Source organism: Candidatus Eisenbacteria bacterium, from assembly GCA_013140805.1.
Taxonomy (GTDB): Bacteria; Eisenbacteria; RBG-16-71-46; order RBG-16-71-46; family RBG-16-71-46; genus JABFRW01.
In genome coordinates, this window is record JABFRW010000207.1 from 1 (window position 1) to 19,581 (window position 19,581).

Here is a 19,581-nt window from a genome sequence, read left to right on the forward strand (position 1 = left end):
GCGGCGCCGCGCTCGCGCGCCTGTGGGCGCCCTGGCGCGGGCGCTACATTCGCGGCGCCGAGGCGATCGAGGGCTGCCTGTTCTGCGCCGTGCTGCGGACGCGAACCGATCGCGCCCACCTGGTGCTGGCGCGTCGGCCGGGAGCACTGCTGATGCTCAATCGCTACCCTTACAACCCCGCACACGTGATGGTCGCGGTCGGACGCCACGTCGGGACGGTCGCGGAGCTCACGCCCTCGGAGCGTTCCGACTGGCTCGATCTGACCGCACTCGCCGAGCGCGCGATCGCGAAGGAGTACCGGCCGCACGGCCTGAACTACGGAGCCAACGCCGGTCGCGTCGCGGGGGCGGGATTTCCGGATCACCTTCACCTGCACCTGGTGCCGCGCTGGAACGGCGATACCAACTTCATGCCGGTGATCGCCGAGACCAAGGTGCTGCCCGAATCGCTCGGCGAGACCTGGACGCGCTTGCGAGGCGCGATCGCGGGACTCGCGCCCCGTCGTGGCTAAGTCGCGCCTCGGCGAGCGCCTGGCGCGCGCCGGCATGGTCACGCTCGCACTGGTGGTGGGTGCGCTGGTACTGTCGTGGGCGTTCACGGCGTTCGGACCGCGCACGCGAGCTCCCGTATCGGGTGATCATCGGCGGGTGGTGCGGGTGCAGGTGCTGAACGGTTCGGGTGAGGGCGGCATCGGCGCGCGCGTCGCGTCAGCGCTTCGGCAGGGCGGCTTCCACGTCACCGAGGTGCGTAACGCCGAGCGCTCGGACTACTTCGCCACCATGGTGGTGGCGCGGCGCGAGAACGTGGCGCCCGCGAAGCTGGTCGCGCGCTACCTCGGGGATCTGCCGGTGATCCGGCAGGCCCGCGACGCGGACGACGCGGAAGTAACGGTGGTGATCGGCAGCGACCGAAGCCGGCTCCATCTCGACTGACGAAGGAGGCACGCGGTGTTCGGATTGGGCGGCCAGGAACTCGGGATCATCTTTCTCATCATTCTGCTCGTGTTCGGACCGAGCCAGATCCCCAAGATGGCCAAGAGTATCGGGCAGGCGATGCGCGAGTTCCGCAAGGCGCAGCGCGAGATCGGTGACGAACTCACGCGCGACGACAGCGGCAAGAACGACACCAAGCCGCCGGACAACAAGCCGATCGTCTGAACCGCGCGCCGAGGCCCGTGAGCCTCAGCGCTGATTCGTCTCGGGGCGACCGTCCTTGATCGTTGCGCCCTGCCGCAGCGTGGTGACCCAGCCGCCGAAGAACTCGTTCTGCCGGCGACCGAGCAGTTCCTGCGTGATCTGACCGCGCGACTGCGGATTGAGCTGCGTGGTGTCGGCGAGTACCCGCGCGTCGGCGCGCACGAAGAACCAGCCGCCCGGCGTGCGATAGGGACCCATCGGCTTTCCAAGCGGCGCACCGAACAGCACGCCCGCGACCTCCGGAGCGTTCGCAAGCCTCGGATCCGGCTGCAACCGCGTCATCGCCGGGATCTTGAACGGCACCTGGCCGGCTGCCGCGGCCGCCTGCTCGAGCGTCTGTCCGCTCTTCAGAGCCTGCGCAACCTGATCGGCGAGCGGCTTGGCGGCATCGACACGCTTGAGGTTCTGAGCCAGCACCCGCAGCTGCTCTTCAAGATCGGCGCGCGGCGTGGGGCCGGCTTCGTACTGCCCGGCGACCGCGACGATCGAAAACGCGTCGAGTCCCTGGAACACCGGGCTGACCTCGTTCTTCTTGTGCGAGAGACCCCAGTCCGCGGCGTCGGGGAAGTCCACCAGGTCCTGAGGGGTGTTGTTGTAGTCGTAGAAGCTCGACTTGGTCGTCGCCAGGCCGGCTTCGGTCGCCGCCTTCGCGAGCCCGACCGACACCGCGCGCGAACGGATCTTGACCGCCGACTCGAGCTGCAGACGCAGCGCGTCCTCGCTCTGGCGCGCCTTGATCATGATCTGCGCGACCTTGACCTGGGGGGACGGCGTCATCGACTTCTGAAGCAGCTTTACGATGATGAAGCGGCCGTTCTGCTCGATCGGGTCGAACACCATTCCGGTGTCGGCGAGCATCACCTTCGGGCCGAGTTCGGGGCCGAGTTCCATCGGCTGGAACATGCGCTGGATCTCGCCGCCCTGCGCGGCACCCGGTCCCTGCGAATAGTCGCGCGCCAGCGCCGCGAAGGACTCGCCGGCCCGGGAGCGCGTCGAGATGCTGTGCGCCTGTTCGCGCGCCACGCGCACTTCCTCGTCCGAAAACTTGCGCGGAATGCGCAGCACTTCGAGCTGGGTGCGGGCGGGTGCCGAGAAGCGATTCTTGTAAGCCTCGTAGGCCTTGGCGAGATCGGCATCCTGGACCTCGGGCGCCGGCGCGCTGAGCGCTCCGGTCACCATCACGACGGTGGCTTCGACGCGGTCGACCGCCTCGTGGAAGCGCTCGAGCAGTTCGGGCTCCGACAGCTTCAGCGATGCGGCGAGCCGCTCCTGGAGCTTGCGCGGGGGCAGCTGCTCGCGCGTCATCTCTTCGAACGGCGCCCACCAGCTCGCGCTGGGATCGTTGACTGCCGTCTGGTACTTCGCCATGTCGAACTTGCCGTTGGTCTGGAAGTCCGGCAACGACGCCAGCATCTGGGGCGGCAGGTTCTTGAGCGTCCAGGTGATCTCGGCGTCGGACACTCCGAGGCCCAGCGACTTCGCGCGCTGCTGCATGAGGCGCTGCGTCACGACGCCGCGCCACGCCTGCGACTGCAGCGTGATGGCGTCCTGATCCGCCGGGTCGCCGCCGAACTGGCCGCGATACTGGTTCTTGGCTTCCTCGAGCACGAGCGCGAATTGTTCGCGGGTGATCGGGGTGCCGTTCACGCTGCCGAGCGAGCCATCGGCACGCTGGCCGGAGCTGGGATCGTAGCCGGCGGCGAAGAACGTCACGAAGGTCAGTACGGTGAGGATGATCAGCGCCCACCACACGAACTTGATGCGCTTGTTGCCCATGCGCAGGTATCTCAACATCGTCGGGACTCCGTATGGGGCGGCCGAAGCCGTGGAACGTCTCAGGAAGGCGAGCGAGAATAGCAGTGTGAGCTCGGACTCCGCCAGTTTCGATTGCGGGTACCGAAGGTGTGTGCTACCGCTTGCGCCCAAGAGGTTTCGCCTTCCAACCTGGGCTCCCCGTGACCACGCGCGCCGACTCCATCCAGCGACCCGCCGAACCCCCGCCGGTGATCGAACCCGACGTCGGGGTCCCTCATGCGGCGCTGGCGGCTCAGGTGCTCGACACCTTCGATCACGGGGTGGTGGCGCTCGACCGCGATCGAAAGGTCACCTACGCCAATCGCTGGATCGAGGAGCTGGTGGGCGCCGAGCCGGAAGGACTGCTCGGAACTCCGGGCAGCCGACTGTTTCCGGGCGCCGAGGCGCGCTGGCTGCGCGGGACGTCACGGGAGCCGCGCGACTTCCGGCTGGAGTCCGAGGGCCGGCAGCTCACGCTGCGCGCCGAATCGATGCCACTCCGTAATGAGGAGGGCGACGTGCTCGGCTCGGTGGTGCTGGCCGAGACGATCGCCGAGACCGACGAGGGCGAGTTCCAGAAGAAGATCGACCGCCTGGTGTCGCTCGGTGAGCTGTCCGCCTACGTCGCACACGAGATTCGCAACCCGTTGACCGGGATTCGCACCACGGTCCAATTCGTTGGCTCCAAGCTCAAGCCTTCCGATCCGCGGCGCGAGGACCTCGAGGACGTGATCACGGAGCTCGATCGCATCGAACAAATCATCACCGGGCTGCTGATGTTCGCGCGCCCCCCCGCGGCGCGCTCCCAGCCGTGCGATCTGCAACTGGTGCTCGAGAAGACGCTCGACATCATCGAGCTGCAGGCCGGCGACGCCCAGGTCGCGCTCATCAAGGAATTCACCGACGATCTGGCGCTGGTGTACGCGGACCCCGATCTCACCCAGCAGGTATTCCTCAACCTGTGCCTGAACGCGATTCAGGCGATGCCGGAAGGTGGCGAACTGACCGTGACGACCGGAATCCGGCGCTACCGCAGCCGTCGGCCGCTCGTCGACGTTTCGTTCCGCGATTCCGGCATCGGAATTCCGAAGGAGCTGATGGAAAAGATCTTCGATCCGTTCTTCACCACCCGATCCATGGGCACCGGGCTCGGGTTGCCGATTTCAGTGCAGATCATGCGGGAGATCGGCGGCGGTATCACCGCCAAGAACAATCCCTCGGGGGGCGCCACGTTCCGCGTGTCGTTCCCGGTGCCGGCCGAGCCGCCAGGCAAGCCCGAGGAGTGACCCGCATGCGCATGACCGTGCTGGTGGTCGACGACGAGCTCCTCATTCGAAAGTCGCTCGCCAAGGTGCTGCGGGAGAGTGGCTATACCGTCGAGACCGCGAGCACCGGCGCCGAGGGGCTTCAGAAGGTGGCGGAGGTGCGGCCGCAGATCATGATCCTCGACATGCGGCTGCCCGACACCGACGGCCTGTCGGTGCTGCGGCGGGTCCGGCAGGTCGATTCGCTGCTGCAGGTGATCGTGATCACGGCATTCGGCGACGTTCAGTCGGCGGTCGACGCCATGAAGCTCGGAGCCGCCGACTTCCTGCGCAAGCCCTATGAGCTGGAGGACATCAAGCTCGCGGTCGAGGCCGCCAAGAAGACTTTTCGCCAGGCCAGCGAGCTGGATCTGTACCGCCGGCAGGCGTGGCGCCAGTACACCGGTGAAGAGATCATCGGCGAGTCGGGGCCGATCGCTCAGGTGCGCGACCTCATCGACAAGGTGGTGCGCAGCCAGGCGACCTCGGTTCTGATCACCGGCGAGAGCGGTACCGGCAAGGAATTGGTCGCTCGTGCAATCCACTACAAGAGTGATCGTGGTCAGGCTCCGCTCATGGAGGTCAACTGCTCCTCCTTTCAGGAGAGCCTGCTCGAGAACGAGCTGTTCGGTCACGAGAAGGGCGCCTTCACCGACGCCAGCGACCTGAAGAAGGGGCTGATCGAGCTGTGTGACGGCGGCACATTGTTCCTGGACGAAGTCGCCGACATGTCGCTGCCCACCCAGGCCAAGCTGCTGCGGTTCATCGACCAGCGTCAGTTCAAGCGGGTCGGGGGCGCGCAGGACATCAGCGTCGACATCCGCATCGTGGCCGCCACCAACAAAGATCTCGAGGGCGAGGTGCGTGCGAGCCGGTTCCGCAGCGACCTCTACTTCCGACTCAAGGTGGTCGCGATCCACCTGCCGGCGTTGCGGGATCGCGCCGAGGACGTCGTGCTGCTGGCGCGCCACTTCGTGAAGGAGTTCGCGCGCAAGTTCTCGAAACAGTTCGAGGATCTGTCACCGGCCGCGCAGCAGGTGTTGCTGTCGTATCGCTGGCCCGGAAACGTGCGCGAACTGCGCAATCTGATGGAGCGCGTGGTGCTGCTCGAAGAAGGCACGCTGCTCGACGTCGATCATCTGCCGCCGGAACTCGCAGGTCGCCGCGTGTCGTCCGACTCGGAGCACATCGGACTGCCGACGCTCGCGCAGATGGAAGCGGATCACATCAGTGAAGTGTTGCGACTCACCGCCGGCAACAAGAGTCGCGCCGCGCGCATTCTCGGCATCTCGCGTCAGGGCTTGATCGAAAAACTTCGACGACTGAGACTCGATGAGAGCGCCGGTCGTCAAGTGTCTTGACACCCACTAGGAAGTGGACACACGCACGCAACGTGCGCGATTGCTGATCGAATCATCGCTCGCGCGAATCACTCATCACGAAGTTGACAGTCGAACGACGCGCACGCGTGCATGCGTGCGCGTTTTTTTTGTGCGACGACGACGCTGCGCCTCGACGTAATCAATGATCGCAACGCTTTACGATCAACCTTCGTCGCGAAGCACGTTCGTGGCACGACGGCTGCATCTATCTCCATGCAAGGCCACGCAGCGCATTCATGCGATGCGAATGTGCCGCCCGGGCGCTTCGGCGCCCATCGCATGTCCCCGGCGAGTGCACAAAGCTATCGCCGCTCGAAGCAACTCATGAGGAGGTGATTCGAGAATGGCTGCCAAGAAGAAGGCTGCGAAGAAGAAGGGCACCAAGAAGAAGGCTGCGAAGAAGAAGAAGTAACGACTTCTTCCGGACCTGGCACGTCCTTGGGGGATCGGTCGACGCCCATCGCCGACCGGTCCCCGACTGCTTGAGGGCGCTGCGACCCAAGAACTGGCGAGCGGACTCCAGTTTCGATCCGATCCAAAGGATCCCCTCGGGTAAGAGCGGTATCGTCGCTCGCGGCCCAAGGATCCCTCTCGGCGAGTGCGGGACGCGAGGGGAGACCTTGTCATGACGGGTTTTGGGCCACATCTGGTTTTCGACGCCTATGGCTGTCCGCCGGATCGCCTCGGCGATCTGCAGGGGCTGTACGGCCTGCTCGACGGCCTGCCGGAGCGCATTCAGATGACGAAGATCATGCCGCCGTACGTGTTCCGCCATGCGGGCGCGCCCGGAATGGAAGGTCTGTCGGGCTTCGTGCTGATCGCCGAGAGCCACATCAGCATCCACACCTTTCCGAAGCGGAAGTTCATCAACGTCGACATCTTCTCGTGCAACGACTTCGACGTCGAAGATGCATTGCGCGAGCTGACCGGTGCGTTCTCGCCGCGCCGCGTCGACTGGAGGCTCCTCGACCGCGGTCTGGAGTTCCCGAAGAACCTCGGGGACAGCCGCCAGCTGGTCGAGCAGGAAAGGCGCCGAGTCTCGGCGCGTTCGATGGGACTGGGGGTCTCGCGCTAGGGCTGGCCGTCACTACCTCCTGTCTTGCGACGGCCCGCTCACGGACGAGCGGGCCGTTCGCGCGTTTGGCGGCGTTGCTATAGTCGCGCGCGGATGCGGCCGCCGCTCCGAGCCCCCCTCGCCGAAGGACCCGTCTTGAAATCCCCGCCCCCGGCACCGCCCGGCGTGATCGCGATTCGCGGCGCGCGCCAGCACAACCTGCGCAATCTCGACCTCGATCTGCCACGTGGCGGGCTCACCGTGATCACCGGTGTTTCGGGTTCCGGCAAGTCGTCGCTCGCGTTCGACACGCTCTACGCCGAGGGTCAGCGGCGCTACGTCGAGTCCGTTTCGAGCTATGCGCGCCAGTTCCTCGAACGCCTGCCGCGCCCCGACGTGGACTCCATCCACGGGCTCACGCCTGCTGTCGCCATCCAGCAGGTTGCTCCGGCGCGCAGTGCGCGCTCGACGGTCGCGACATCGACCGAGATCCACGATTACCTGCGCATTCTGTTCGCGCGACTCGGTACCGTGTGGTGCGGGAACTGCGGGCGGCAAGTCGCCGCCGACAGCCCGCAGTCGATCACCCGCGAGGCCGACGCATGGCCGGCAGGGGCGCGGTTGCTGGTGCTTGCGCCGCTCGCGGTGCGATCGGGCGTGGAGTGGCCCGAACAGGCCGCGAACCTTCTCAAGGCCGGTTACACCCGCATCGCGATCGGGGACGTCGTGCACGAACTCGATCCGGCGCCGCGCATGCCGCGTGGCGCATCGCGGATCGCGCTCGTGGTCGATCGCTTCACCTGGGAGCCCGCCGAGCGTGAGCGGCTGGCGGATTCCTGCGCGCAGGCGTTTCGCCGCGGCGAGGGCCGTCTCGAGCTGCGGCTCGAGGGTCAGGCACCGCTCACGCGCAGCGAGCGCTGGGAGTGCTCGCAGTGCGGAACGCCGGCGATGCGCCCGGAGCCCGGTCTGTTCTCGTTCAACAGTCCGCTCGGCGTGTGTCCGACCTGCCGCGGCTTCGGCAACGTGCTGACCTTCACGCCGGAGCTGATCGTGCCCGATCCTGCGAAATCGCTGCGCGAAGGCGCGCTCGATCCGTGGGCCCGTTCGTGGCGAAAGCTGGCATGGCCGCGGCTCGAGAAGCTCTCGAAGGAGCAGGGAGTGTCGCTCGAAACGCCGTGGCGCAAATTGTCGGCCGCGCACCGCAAGCTGCTGCTCGAAGGCGGCGAGGGATTTCGCGGCGTGCTGCCGTTCCTCGAGCGACTCAAGGCCAAGTCCTACAAGGCGGGCAATCGCTTCATCGTCAAGCGCTATCAGACGGCGTTGCCATGCGAGGACTGTCGGGGCACTCGACTGCGCCGCGAGGCGCTGCTGGTCAAGGTCGGCGACCTCAACATCGCCGAGGTCGCGGCACTCTCGGTGTCGGACGTGTCCGCGTGGTTCGCGGGGCTCGGCTTCGGCGGCGAGGCGCAGGCGATCGCGGGTCCGGTGCTGGTCGAGATCGACTCACGACTGCGCTTCCTGCGCCGCGTCGATCTGGGCTACCTGACGCTCGATCGCATGACCCGAACGCTGTCGGGTGGAGAGGCGCAACGCATCGAGCTGGCGAACGCGCTCGGCGCCAACCTCGCCGATACGCTCTACGTGCTCGACGAGCCGACCGTCGGGCTGCATCCGCGTGACAGCGATCGGCTCACCGAGATGCTCGACGAGCTGGCGGCACGCGGAAACACGCTCGTGGTCGTTGAGCACGAGCCGATTCTGATGCGCGCCGCCGACCACCTGGTCGATCTGGGACCGGGCGCCGGAAGCCTGGGCGGAGAGCTGCTCTACAGCGGTCCGGCGGGTGCGGCGCTCGATCGGCTCGATACCGAGACGGCGCGCTACCTGCGCGGCGAGAAACGCGTCACGCGAGCGCGAGTCCAGGCGGAGCCGCGCGCCTTCATCACGATCGAAGGCGCGACCCACCACAATCTGAAGCACGTCACCGCGCGAATCCCGACCGCGCGGCTCACCGCGGTCACCGGTGTCTCGGGGTCGGGCAAGAGCAGCCTGGTCGACGAGATCCTCTACCGGGTCGCGCGACGGGTCCTGGAAGGTCGCGAGGAGGAACCGGCCGGCGCGCACGGCACGGTGACCGGGCTGCAGGCGTTCAAACGCGTCGTGATGGTCGACCAGAGCCCGATCGGCCGCACGCCGCGCTCGTGTCCGGTCTCCTACATCGATGCCTATGCGCCGCTGCGTGCAATCTTCGGCGCGCAGCCGACCGCGCTGGCGCGAGGGCTCAAAGACGGCGCGTTCTCGTTCAACACCGCGGGTGGGCGCTGTGATTCCTGCGAGGGGGCCGGCTGGGTGAAGGTCGAGATGTACTTCCTCGCCGACCTTCAGGTGCCGTGCGAGGTGTGTGGCGGAGATCGCTTCCGGCCCGAGGTGCTCGAGGTTCGCTACCGCGGAGTCAACATCCGCGAAGCGCTCGATCTCACCGTCGATCAGGCGTTCGAGCACTTCGGCCGCGAGCCGCGGTTCACGCGCACGCTGCAGACCTTGCGCCGGGTTGGCCTCGGCTACCTCAAGCTCGGTCAGCCCGCCACCCAGTTGTCGGGCGGTGAGGCGCAGCGGTTGAAGATCGCGCGCGAGCTGGCGGAACGGGGGGCGGGAACGACTCTCTACCTGCTCGACGAGCCGACCGTGGGACTGCACTTCTCCGACGTCCAGCGGCTGCTCGAAGTGCTCGACGATCTGGTCGGCCGTGGCGACACGGTCGTCGTGGTCGAGCACAACCTGGACCTGATCCGGAATTCGGACTGGGTGATCGATCTGGGGCCCGACGGGGGAGACGGCGGCGGCGAGATCGTGGCCGAGGGATCTCCGGATGCCATCGCGGCGGTCGAGCGCTCATGGACCGGGCGCTTTCTGGCGGCGGAGATGCTGCGCGCGGCCGAAGCGCGTACGTAGTTCGCTCCGATGACCGGGAGCCGCGGGCCGGCGGCGGTCAGAACCTCGCCGCGGTCGACAGCTCCCACGAAAGCGGGTCAGGCTACAGGCTTCGCCTCAGCACCAGCAGATTCGCTCGCAGCCACCATGGACACCCGAGCGACGTCATGCGCTCGCGCGCGCGCCGGGTTCCGGCTTCGTCCCACACCATGCCGGCCTCCCGGAACTTCTCGACCCAGTAGCTCGGCGGTTGTTCGTTGACGTGGTCGACGCCGCCTTGCCCCGGCTGTGCGGCGCTGAACGCGATCACCGGGCCGAGTCCGGCGAGGCTGCGCGCGAGTGTCGACGCGAAAGTGGCCGGGAGGTGCTCGCCGACCTCGAAGCAGGTGACGAGATCGAAGACACGCGGTGCCACGAGGTCGCGAGTCAGATCGTGCTGCTCGATCTTCGCCGGATCGATCAGCGCGTTCTCGATGCCGGGTCGGCTTCCTTCGTAGCCCAGCACCGCGACCCCGCGCTTCTCGAATCCCGCCAGATAGACCGCGGTTCCGCACCCGACATCCACCACCGACCGGGGCGTGAACTCCTGCATGAGAAAGTCGACCACGACTTCGGCGGTGGGAAGCGTCATGTTCGTTTCGGCTCGAAAATACCCCGCCCCGTAGATCGCCTGGAGCGGGTCGCGCCCGGTCACCCGGCACGCGAGCTTGACCCCCGAGAGCCACAGATTCGTGAGTCGATTGACGAGTCCCATGAGTCCGAGCTTCCGGACGAACCACAGCACGCGGGTGCGCAGGCTGTGGTCGGTGAGCTCGATGGCGCTCGGGGACTGGCTCGACACGATCGGAAACTCCTCAGTGTGGCGGCGGACGCGGAGCACGACTATAGGCGAGGCACCGTCGGGTGCCCCGAACTTTGTCGCGTGGTCGCCCGACTTCAGAACGGCCGGGCGAGCACCTCGGGAAGCGGGCGATCGCGTGCCGTGATCGCAGTTTCGCTCCCACCCAGAACGGCGTCCTCCACCACCACGCCGCGCAGGAGCGGCAGCGGCACAAGCTCGAAGTACACGTTGCGCGGCTCGACGCCGGGAGTCGGCGACTCCCAGATTTCGCCCGGCGACTGTTCGGCGATGCCCAGTGCGCCGGTCGCCGCCGGCAGGAATTTGCGACGGGTCGCGAGCGCGTAGACCGGCACCGAGTGCTCGCGCGCCGCGAGTGCGGCGGCGAACGAGCCGATCTTGTTGATCACGCCTTGTTCGGTGATCGCATCGGCACCGAGCCACACCATCGCCGCCTGCGAGAGCAGCAGCGGCAATGCGGCGTCTGCGACCAGCCACACCGGCACGCCGGCTTTGGCGAGTGCCGAGGCCATGTGGCGACCCTCGAGGCGCGGGCGGCCTTCGCCGATCAACGCGCGGGGCGCCATGCCATTGCGATGCGCCTCGAGCAGAGCCTCTCGTACCGATGCGCTGGCGGACAGCGTGGCCACGAATGCGCCGCGGCGCTCGACGAGTTGCGCGGCCTGGCGCACCACCGACGCGGTGGAGGCGCGCAGGTCCTCGCGTTCGGCATCGCACGAGGCCACCAGCGAGGCACGAGCCTCGGCGACCCGGACTCCACGCAAAGCGGCGGTGTCGGCCACTTCGAGGGCGCGCGCCGCGAGCTGGTGCACGAGCGCCATGGAGGGCTGCGAACTCTGCGCTTCGCGCAGGAAGGCGAGCAGTGAGGCGCGAAACCCGGCGGCGTCGGCCGACGCGTCGATCGTCGCGTGTCGCTCGAGCGCATCGAGGAGCTCGTAGGCGACATCGCTCGAGCCCGAGTGTCGATCGTCGGCGAAAGCGCTCACGGCATCACCCCCCGAACAGCTTCTTCAACCACAGCCCGGTGGTCTGGCGACCGAGTTCGCCGAACGCCTCGGTGAGCGGGATCTCCTTGGGGCACACTTCCACGCAGTTCTGCGCGTTGCCGCATTCGCTCAAGCCCCCGCGTCCCATGATCGACTCGAGCCGCTCGCGGGCGTTCATGTGCCCGGTCGGATGAGCGTTGAACAACCGCACCTGCGCGAGCGGAGCCGGCCCGATGAAGTCCGAGCGGTCGTTGAACTGCGGGCACACCTCCATGCAGCATCCGCACGTCATGCAGCGCGAGAACGCATAGGCGATCTCGCGCTCGGACTCCGAAACGCGCGGGCCGGGACCCAGGTCGTGGGTGCCGTCGATCGCAATCCAGGCCTTGACCTGCTTCAGACCCTCGAACATCCGCGTCCGGTCGACCTGCAGGTCGCGCACGATCGGGAACTTGGTGAGCGGCTCCAACACGATCGGCGCATCCGGCAGCTTGTCGACGAGCTGGGTGCAGGACTGGCACGGCTTGCCGTTCACCAGCATGGTGCACGAGCCGCACACTTCCTCGAGGCACGACGCGTCCCATGCGATCGGAGTGGTCTTCTGCCCGGCCCGGGTGACCGGGCGTTTGCGGATTTCCATCAGGCACGAGATCACGTTCATGTTCGCCCGCCACGGCATCGAGAACTCTTCCCAGTAGGGCGCCGCGGTCGGCGTGTCCTGGCGTTTGATGCGCAACTCGATCGTGGTGCGAGCCATGGCGTCCTCTAGTCGTACTTGCGTTCGACGGGAGCGGCGAGCGAGGTATCGACCGGGTCGTAGCGGAAACGCGGGCCGTCGGGGCTCGCGATCGCGACCGTGGTCTTGAGCCAGTTCACGTCATCACGTTTCGGGAAGTCGGGTTTGAAGTGCGCGCCTCGACTCTCGTCGCGCTGCAGCGCTCCGATCGTGACCACCCGCGCCAGCTCCAGCATGTTCTCGAGCTGATTCAGGAACGAAAGCGGACCGTTCGCCCACGAGCCGTGATCCAGGACGGTCGTACGGTCCCAGCGTTCGCGCAACTCGCGCAGCTTGTCGTCGGTCGCCTTGAGCTTCGCGTTCTCGCGCACGATCGTGACGTTTTCGAGCATCAGCTCGCCCATCTCGTCCCACAGGACGTAGGGATTCTCGGGACCGTCGCGCTTCGCAAGCGCTTCGAAGTGTCGCGTCCAGTGGCGCTCCGCGGCTTCGAACGGTGCGCTCGGAAGCTCGCCGACGCTTCCCGCCTGTGCGCGCGTCCAGGCCACCGCGGCCGGGCCGCCGATCTGGCCACCGTAGACGCACGACAGCAGCGAGTTCGCACCGAGCCGATTCGCGCCGTGGTACTGGTATTCGCACTCGCCGATCGCGTAGAGCCCCGGCACGTTCGTCATCTGGTTGCGAGTACTCCCGTGGTCGAGGAAACCGTCGGCGGTGCGCTCGTAGTCGACCCACAGCCCGCCCATCGAGTAGTGGACGGCGGGGGAGATGCGCATCGCGATCTTGCGCGGATCGTCACCCGTGAACTTCTCGTAGATCTCGATGATGCCGCCCAGCTTCCGATCGAGTTCCTCGGCCGAGAGGTGCGTGAGGTCCAGGTACACCTCGTTGCGGCCGCCGACGCCGAGACGGCGGTCGACGCACACGTGGTGGATCTCGCGGCTCGCGACATCGCGAGGCACCAGGTTCTTGAAGCGCGGGTACTTCTCCTCGAGGAAGTACCACCGCTCGCTCTCGGGAATCTCGCGCGGTCCACGCGGATCGCCGGCCTGCTTCGGCACCCACACGCGGCCGCCCTCGCCGCGCGCCGACTCGCTCATGAGTCGCAGCTTGTCCTCGCCGGGAATCGCGGTGGGGTGCACCTGGATGAACTCGCCGTTCGCATACCACGCGCCTTCGCGGTAGGCCGCAGCCGCAGCGGAGCCCGAGTTGATGATCGAGTTCGTCGAGCGGCCGAACAGCAGTCCGGGTCCGCCGGTCGCGAGGATCACTGCGTCGGCGCGGAACGCGCGCGGCTTCATGCTGCGCAGATCGAGCGCCACGGTCCCCACACAGCGGCCGCCGTCGTCCTTCACCAGTCCGAGGAACTCCCACGACTCGTACTTGGTCACGAGGCCGGCGACCTCGTAGCGGCGCACCTGCTCATCGAGCGCGTACAGCATCTGCTGCCCGGTGGTGGCGCCTGCGAACGCGGTGCGGTGGTGGAGCGTGCCGCCGAAGCGCCGGAAGTCGAGGAAGCCCTCGGGCGTGCGGTTGAAGGTCACGCCCATGCGGTCGAGCAGATAGATGATGCCGGGTGCGGCGTAGCACATCGCCTTGACGGGCGGCTGGTGGGCCAGGAAGTCGCCGCCCTTGACGCTGTCGAAGAAGTGGATCTCGGGCGAATCGTTCTCGCCCTTCACGTTCACGGCGCCATTGATGCCACCCTGCGCGCACACCGAATGCGAACGTTTGACCGGCACGACCGAGAACAGATCCACGGCCACGCCGGCCTCGGCGATCCGGATCGCGGCCATGAGGCCCGCGAGCCCGCCGCCCACGACCGCGATCCGCGTCTCGGCCATCAGCGATGCTCCGAGGCGTTCATCACCGTCACGTCTGCGGGCGGCGGCGCGTGCTTCTGGAACAGGTTGAGCCCGTGGCCGGTGAAGGCGAGCAGCGCGTTGATCCCGACCAGCGACAGAACCACCACGACCGCCATCGCCGCGCGCCCGGCCCAACGCTGAGCACTGCGGCTCGTCACCAGCCCCCAGTGGATCGCGAATCCGAACAACCCGTTACCGAAGTGATAGCACGCCGCGATCACGCCCAGCACGTAGAACGCGAACACGCCCGGATGCGACAGATGCTCGCGCATGTAGGCGAACAGGCTCGGGGCCGACATCGCCTCGGCACTGAAGCGCGTCGACCAGGTGTGATAGACGAGGTACAGCACCAGGAACAGCCCGCTGAAGCGCTGAAGGCTGTAGTGCCAGTTGCGGGCGTAGCCGTGGCGATCGAGGTTCGCCTGCGAGGTGGTCGCGATCAGGATGCCGAGCACCATGTGAAACAGGATCGGCATCCAGATGCCGCCCGCCTCGAGCAGCACCACGTAGGGGAGTCCGGCGAGTTCCGCCGCGGCGCGATCGAACGCGGCGGCGCCCTGCAGCGCCCTGGAATTGGTGAGGAAGTGCTCGAGCAGGAAGGCGCCGATCGGCACCACGCCGCTCAGCGAATGCAGGCGCTTGAGCGTGTAGTAGGTGGAGTCGGAAACGCGCATCTCGTCCCTCATCAAGGTGTCAGACGGAGTCGCGCACACCATAGTGAAGATGCGAGGCGGGGCCAAACCGGGCGCTCGACGCGGCGACGCGACCGCTAAAAACGCGCGTCAGCGCGCGGGTGGCAGGCCTCCGACCCCTGTGCTAACGTGCCACGCGCCGCTCGCACGCGCGCCTCCCGCGGGGGCGCGTTCCTCGTTTCACGCGGCCGGCGCCGGCAGGCTCGGAGTCTCGAACCCATGACAACGACGTCTCTTCCCGAGATCGTCCAGCATCAGTTGCTGCCTCGCGTTTCCAAGCCGAATCGTTACCTCGGCAACGCGCTGCACGCCCCTCGCAAGCCGTTGGACGCGGCCGAGGTGAAGGTGCTCATGGCGTTCCCCGATGCGTTCGAGATCGGGCTCTCGAACATCGGAATCCGCATCATTCATCACGTGCTCAATCAGCGTCCCGACACCGCCGCCGAACTGGTGTTCGCTCCGTGGCCGGACGCCGAGGCTGAGATGCGGCGCCTGGGAATCCCGCTGTTCTCGCTCGAGTCGCACGCCGCGGCCGACGGCTTCGATGTGCTCGGATTCTCGCTTCAGTACGAACTGCAGTACACCAACGTGCTCATGATGCTCGAGCTCGCGGGCTTGCCGCTGCGCTCGGTCGACCGTGAGGCGCGGCATCCGCTGGTGATCGCCGGTGGCGCGCAGGCGTTCAGCCCCGAGCCGATGGCGGAGTTCATCGATGCGTTCGTGATCGGTGACGGCGAGGAGATCATCCATCGCGTCGTCGATACCGTGCGCCTCTCGAAGCGCGAACACTGGTCGCGGCCGCGCCTGTTGCGTGAACTCGGCAACACGCCCGGCATCTACGTGCCGTCCGGATACGACACCCGCGAGACGCCCGAGGGCTGGCTCGCGCCGGTGGCGCGCCCCGGCTACCCGACGCGCGTGTCGTCGGTGTGGGTCAAGGAGCTCAAGAGCGAGTACTACCCGTCGGCGCCGCTGCTGCCGGTCGGCGAGATCACGCACGATCGCCTGTCGGTCGAGATCATGCGCGGCTGCACGCGCGGCTGCCGCTTCTGCCAGGCCGGAATGATCAATCGCCCGGTTCGCGAGAAGCCCGGCCAGCAGGTGCTCGAAGAGGTGCTGCGCGGACTGCAGGCGACCGGACTCGAAGAAGTCTCGCTGGTCTCGCTCTCGACCACCGACCACACTCAGATCGTCGAAGAGGTGAATGCGCTCGCCGACGCGCTGTGCGCGTCGCGCGTGCAGCTCTCCCTGCCGTCGACGCGGCCCGACAACGTCCCCATCGAAGTGGCGCAGCGCATCGCCTCTCAGCGCAGGGGCTCGATCACGCTCGCGCCCGAAGCGGGCAGTCAGCGCATGCGCGACGTCATCAACAAGAATCACTCCGAGGAAGAACTGCTGACCTCGGTCGCCACCGCGGCGCGCGAGGGCTACACCGGCGCGAAGCTCTACTTCATGTGCGGGCTCCCGACCGAGAACGACGACGATCTGCGCGCGATCCTCGACCTCGGGCACCGGGCCACCGAACGTGCCCGCTCGGTCGGCAATCGCAACTTCAAGGTCACGGTGAGCGTGTCGCCGCACATCCCCAAGCCGCACACGCCGTTCGCGTGGGCCGAGCAGGTTTCGACCGCCGAACTCAATCGGCGGCTCGGCGTGCTGCGCGAGGCTGCGCGCGGCAAGCACCTGACGCTCAAGTACCGCGACGCCGAGACTTCGCTGCTCGAGGGCGTTTTCACGCGCGGCGATCGGCGACTCGGCGCAGCCGTCGAGCTGGCGTACCGGCGCGGCTGCCGATTCGATGCGTGGACCGAGCACCTGCGCTTTCACACCTGGATGCAGGTGTTCGTAGACCTGGGCCTCGACGCGGAGCGCTTCCTGCGCGAACGCTCCACCGAGCTGGAGCAGCCGTGGGACGTCGTGCAGTCGCCGGTCACCAAGAAGTTCCTGGTGCGCGAGAAGAAGCGCGCCGATCAGGCCGGCATCACCGACGACTGTCGCCTCGAGGACATCTGCTTCTCTTGCGGAGTCGACGCCTGTCCGCAGCGGCCGTGGGTCAAGCAGCCGCATGCACCGATTCAGATCGACGTGGCGAATGCCGTGGTCGCCGCGACCTCGTTCGGCCGCCGCACGCGGCGGCCCGGCAGCCCGCGAACCCTCGTCCACCCGCGCGACCGCGTGGTGCACGGCGGTGCGGCGCTCGGAATTCAGACCAGTACGCGTTTCAGGATTCAGTTCGAGAAGGGGGCGCTCATGCGCTTCACGTCCCATCTCGATCTCATGCGGACGTGGGAGCGGGCGCTCAGGCGCTCGGAACTCCCGCTCGCCTTCACCCAGGGGCATCACCCGCACTTGAAGATGTCGTTCGGGCCCCCACTGCCACTGGGCTATCGTTCCCGGGCCGAGGTGTTCGATCTCGAGTTCTCGCGGCCGCCAGGCGTCGATCTGAAGGACAGGCTCGACGCCGTGCTGCCGGAAGGACTTCGAATCACCACCTATCGCCCCATTCTCTTCAAGACTCCCTCGCTCATGAGTCAGCTCGGCGGAGCCAGCTACCGGGTGCGTTTCCCGGCCGGCTATCTCTCCGAAGCCAGCGTGACCGCCGCCGATTTCGCGCGGCGTCTCGATGCCGGCGTCGCCGATCTGCTCAGTCGGGAGCACCTGGTGGTGCGCCGTCAGGGCGAGGATCAGGCACGCGAATTCGACGCTCGTCCGTCCATCGCTTCACTGGAGATCACCGACGAGAACGGCAGTCCGGTTCTCGACGCGCACGTCCGTTTCGTGCCGCGTGCGGCGGTCCGTCCGGAGGAGTTGATGACCCGGATCCTCCCCGAGGGAGATGCGCGGACGCTCGATGTCGAGCGGGCCGCGTTGTGGCTGGAGCACGACGGGCGCCGACTCGACGCCTTCGAACTCCTGACGCTCCGCGCCTAGGGACAGGCGAATTCGCGGCGCCGTGAGGCGACCGTGAAGCAGACCATCATCATCAACGCCGATGCATTCGAAACCCGGATCGCGATCCTCGAGGGCGGCGAACTGGCCGAGCTGCTCGTCGAACGCGCCGACCAGCGCCGCAACGTCGGCGACATCTACAAGGCGCGAGTCAACGCGGTGCTGCCCGGAATGCAGGCGGCCTTCGTGGACCTGGGACTTCCGAAGACCGGCTTCCTGCACGCCTCCGATCTGTCGGAGTCGCTCGAAGCGCTCGACGATCTGTCCGACGTCGAGGAGGGCGAAGGGCCCGGCGGCCGGAGACGCCGCGGGCCGGTGCCCAAGATCGAGGACCATCTCGAGAAGGGTGACGAGATCCTGGTCCAGATCACCAAGGAGTCGATCGGCACCAAGGGCCCGCGCGTGACGCAGCAGGTCAGCCTGCCGGGCCGCTATTGCGTGCTGATGCCGGGAGTCGACCACGTCGGCGTTTCGCGACGCATCGAGGACCGCTCCGAGCGCCAGCGCATCAAGGCAATCATCAGCGACGTGAAGCCCAAGGGGGTCGGCCTGATCGCGCGCACCGCCGGCGAGGGCCACGGTGACGCCGAGTTCGCGGCCGACGTGAAGTACCTGGCCAAGCTGTGGACCAAGATCGAGCGTAAGTCCGAGACCTCGCGCGCTCCCGCCCCGGTGCACCGCGAGCTGGAGATGACCGCGAGCCTGATCCGCGACTTGTTCACCGAAGACACCGAAGAGGTGATCATCGACGACAAGAACGCCTACTCGGAGATCCAGAACTACCTCAAGACCGTGTCGCCCGAACTGCGCGATCGCGTGCAGCTCTACAAGGGGCGCGAGGCGATCTTCGACGCCTTCGGCATCGAGGCGCAGATCGAGAAGACCTTCGAGCGCAAGGTGTGGCTCAAGAAGGGTGGCTACATCTGCGTGGATCACGCCGAGGCGCTGGTCGCGATCGACGTGAACACCGGGCGTTTCACCGGCAAGAAGAACCAGGAAGAGACGATCTTCCGCACCAACATGGAAGCCGCCAAGGAGATCCCGCGGCAGCTGAGACTGCGCGACATCGGCGGCATCATCGTGATCGACTTCATCGACATGGAGATCGAGGCGAACAAGCGCTCGGTGCTCGATGAGCTACGCAAGGAGTTGCGCTTCGACCGCGCCCGCACCAAGGCATTCGCGGTCTCGGATCTGGGACTCATCGAGATGACCCGCCAGCGCGAGCGTTCGAGCCTGCTGCACTACTACACCGAGGACTGCCCGACCTGTGGCGGACTCGGCAAGACACCGTCACCGGAGACCATGCTGGTCAAGCTCGAGCGCGCGATGCGTCGCGTCTCGGCGATGGGCAGCGAGCGCCGCATCATTCTCAAGGTGTCGCCCGATATCGCGCTCTACTTCGTCGAGCAGGAGGCGCGCCGATTTACCGAACTCGAGAAGCGCTTCAAACTGGCGGTCGATCTCAAGGACGATCCGCAGTTGAAGCGTGGCGAGATGCGCGTGCTGACCGAGAAGAAGCTCGACATCACGAAGCAGGTGGTCGGGTCGGTGCCGGGGACGTAGGGAAGCGCGTTTTCGATCGGGTCGTGGGGTCGTTCGGGCGCAGAAAATAGCTTGTGCTCGACCCACCGCGGGTCCAACGTATTGGCCTCGATTCTAGGTATTCGAGGACCCGCCTGGCCGGGGCCGCCGACGGATGCGCCTCGTCATGCCGCAGGGCCCAAGAGGGACCGCACCATGAAACTCCTCGCATGGCCGATCGTGTTCGCCTGCATCGCCGTTGCCCCCCCCCCCCGCGATGGCGATTCAACTTCACTGGAGTAATGGCG

Annotated in this window: 15 protein-coding genes; 9 read left to right on the top strand and 6 right to left on the bottom strand. The window is 67.0% G+C overall.

Annotated features, from left to right (window positions below):
• The first annotated feature begins 20 nt into the window (after nt 1–20).
• Genes HOP12_15870 through HOP12_15880 form a run of 3 tightly spaced genes read left to right on the top strand, consistent with a single transcriptional unit; the run spans nt 21 to nt 1,158 of the window.
• Nucleotides 21–512 carry an HIT domain-containing protein gene (locus HOP12_15870; protein NOT35622.1) on the top strand — a complete coding sequence of 164 codons (492 nt, stop codon included), beginning with the start codon at nt 21–23 and terminating at the stop codon, nt 510–512.
• Nucleotides 505–933, top strand: coding sequence for a LytR C-terminal domain-containing protein (locus HOP12_15875; GenBank protein ID NOT35623.1), 429 nt, complete (start codon nt 505–507; stop codon nt 931–933). Before HOP12_15870 ends, HOP12_15875 begins: the two co-directional genes overlap by 8 nt.
• Nucleotides 934–948: 15 nt before the next feature.
• Nucleotides 949–1,158: a twin-arginine translocase TatA/TatE family subunit gene (locus tag HOP12_15880; GenBank protein NOT35624.1), complete on the top strand. Its 210-nt coding sequence runs from the start codon at nt 949–951 to the stop codon at nt 1,156–1,158.
• A gap of 24 nt (nt 1,159–1,182) precedes the next feature.
• On the opposite strand, the gene HOP12_15885 is transcribed toward HOP12_15880, so the two are convergent.
• Nucleotides 1,183–2,991 carry a hypothetical protein gene (locus tag HOP12_15885; GenBank protein NOT35625.1) on the bottom strand — a complete coding sequence of 603 codons (1,809 nt, stop codon included), beginning with the start codon at nt 2,989–2,991 and terminating at the stop codon, nt 1,183–1,185.
• A gap of 209 nt (nt 2,992–3,200) precedes the next feature.
• Between HOP12_15885 and HOP12_15890 the strand changes: the two genes are divergently transcribed.
• The 4 genes from HOP12_15890 to uvrA all read left to right on the top strand — a co-directional run bounded on the left by HOP12_15890 (nt 3,201) and on the right by uvrA (nt 9,683).
• Nucleotides 3,201–4,277: a PAS domain-containing protein gene (locus tag HOP12_15890; GenBank protein NOT35626.1), complete on the top strand. Its 1,077-nt coding sequence runs from the start codon at nt 3,201–3,203 to the stop codon at nt 4,275–4,277.
• A 5-nt stretch (nt 4,278–4,282) separates the two neighbouring features.
• The gene (locus HOP12_15895) at nt 4,283–5,656 is read left to right on the top strand and encodes a sigma-54-dependent Fis family transcriptional regulator (protein NOT35627.1); all 1,374 of its coding nucleotides are present in this window, start codon (nt 4,283–4,285) and stop codon (nt 5,654–5,656) included.
• Between the two features lie 646 nt (nt 5,657–6,302).
• On the top strand, nt 6,303–6,752 hold the full coding sequence (locus tag HOP12_15900) for an S-adenosylmethionine decarboxylase proenzyme (protein NOT35628.1): 450 nt from the start codon (nt 6,303–6,305) through the stop codon (nt 6,750–6,752).
• 135 nt (nt 6,753–6,887) lie between these two features.
• The gene (gene uvrA, locus HOP12_15905) at nt 6,888–9,683 is read left to right on the top strand and encodes an excinuclease ABC subunit UvrA (protein ID NOT35629.1); all 2,796 of its coding nucleotides are present in this window, start codon (nt 6,888–6,890) and stop codon (nt 9,681–9,683) included.
• 82 nt (nt 9,684–9,765) lie between these two features.
• On the opposite strand, the gene HOP12_15910 is transcribed toward uvrA, so the two are convergent.
• From HOP12_15910 to HOP12_15930, 5 genes are all read right to left on the bottom strand, one after another.
• Nucleotides 9,766–10,503 (bottom strand): methyltransferase domain-containing protein, encoded by a 738-nt coding sequence (locus tag HOP12_15910; GenBank protein NOT35630.1) that lies wholly within the window; start codon nt 10,501–10,503, stop codon nt 9,766–9,768.
• A 95-nt stretch (nt 10,504–10,598) separates the two neighbouring features.
• Nucleotides 10,599–11,507, bottom strand: a complete 909-nt coding sequence (locus HOP12_15915; GenBank protein NOT35631.1) for a hypothetical protein — start codon at nt 11,505–11,507, stop codon at nt 10,599–10,601.
• 4 nt (nt 11,508–11,511) lie between these two features.
• Nucleotides 11,512–12,264, bottom strand: coding sequence for a succinate dehydrogenase iron-sulfur subunit (gene sdhB / locus HOP12_15920; GenBank protein NOT35632.1), 753 nt, complete (start codon nt 12,262–12,264; stop codon nt 11,512–11,514).
• A gap of 8 nt (nt 12,265–12,272) precedes the next feature.
• Entirely contained in the window at nt 12,273–14,087 is a 1,815-nt protein-coding gene (gene sdhA / locus HOP12_15925) for a succinate dehydrogenase flavoprotein subunit (GenBank protein ID NOT35633.1), read from the bottom strand.
• Complete coding sequence (locus HOP12_15930) at nt 14,087–14,782, bottom strand: succinate dehydrogenase (protein NOT35634.1); 696 nt, start codon at nt 14,780–14,782, stop codon at nt 14,087–14,089. The genes sdhA and HOP12_15930 overlap by 1 nt, the downstream gene beginning before the upstream one ends.
• Nucleotides 14,783–15,019: 237 nt before the next feature.
• Between HOP12_15930 and HOP12_15935 the strand changes: the two genes are divergently transcribed.
• Nucleotides 15,020–17,731 carry a TIGR03960 family B12-binding radical SAM protein gene (locus tag HOP12_15935; protein NOT35635.1) on the top strand — a complete coding sequence of 904 codons (2,712 nt, stop codon included), beginning with the start codon at nt 15,020–15,022 and terminating at the stop codon, nt 17,729–17,731.
• Nucleotides 17,732–17,764: 33 nt separating this feature from the next.
• Entirely contained in the window at nt 17,765–19,315 is a 1,551-nt protein-coding gene (locus HOP12_15940) for an Rne/Rng family ribonuclease (protein ID NOT35636.1), read from the top strand.
• Nucleotides 19,316–19,581 lie beyond the last annotated feature (266 nt).

Bases quoted from the DNA above. Each gene is read 5' to 3' on its own strand.
- HOP12_15885 (NOT35625.1), bottom strand. From the start codon at position 2,991: ATGTTGAGATACCTGCGCATGGGCAACAAGCGCATCAAGTTCGTGTGG.
- HOP12_15895 (NOT35627.1), top strand. From the start codon at position 4,283: ATGCGCATGACCGTGCTGGTGGTCGACGACGAGCTCCTCATTCGAAAG.
- HOP12_15900 (NOT35628.1), top strand. From the start codon at position 6,303: ATGACGGGTTTTGGGCCACATCTGGTTTTCGACGCCTATGGCTGTCCG.
- sdhB (NOT35632.1), bottom strand. From the start codon at position 12,264: ATGGCTCGCACCACGATCGAGTTGCGCATCAAACGCCAGGACACGCCG.
- sdhA (NOT35633.1), bottom strand. From the start codon at position 14,087: ATGGCCGAGACGCGGATCGCGGTCGTGGGCGGCGGGCTCGCGGGCCTC.
- HOP12_15930 (NOT35634.1), bottom strand. From the start codon at position 14,782: ATGCGCGTTTCCGACTCCACCTACTACACGCTCAAGCGCCTGCATTCG.
- HOP12_15935 (NOT35635.1), top strand. From the start codon at position 15,020: ATGACAACGACGTCTCTTCCCGAGATCGTCCAGCATCAGTTGCTGCCT.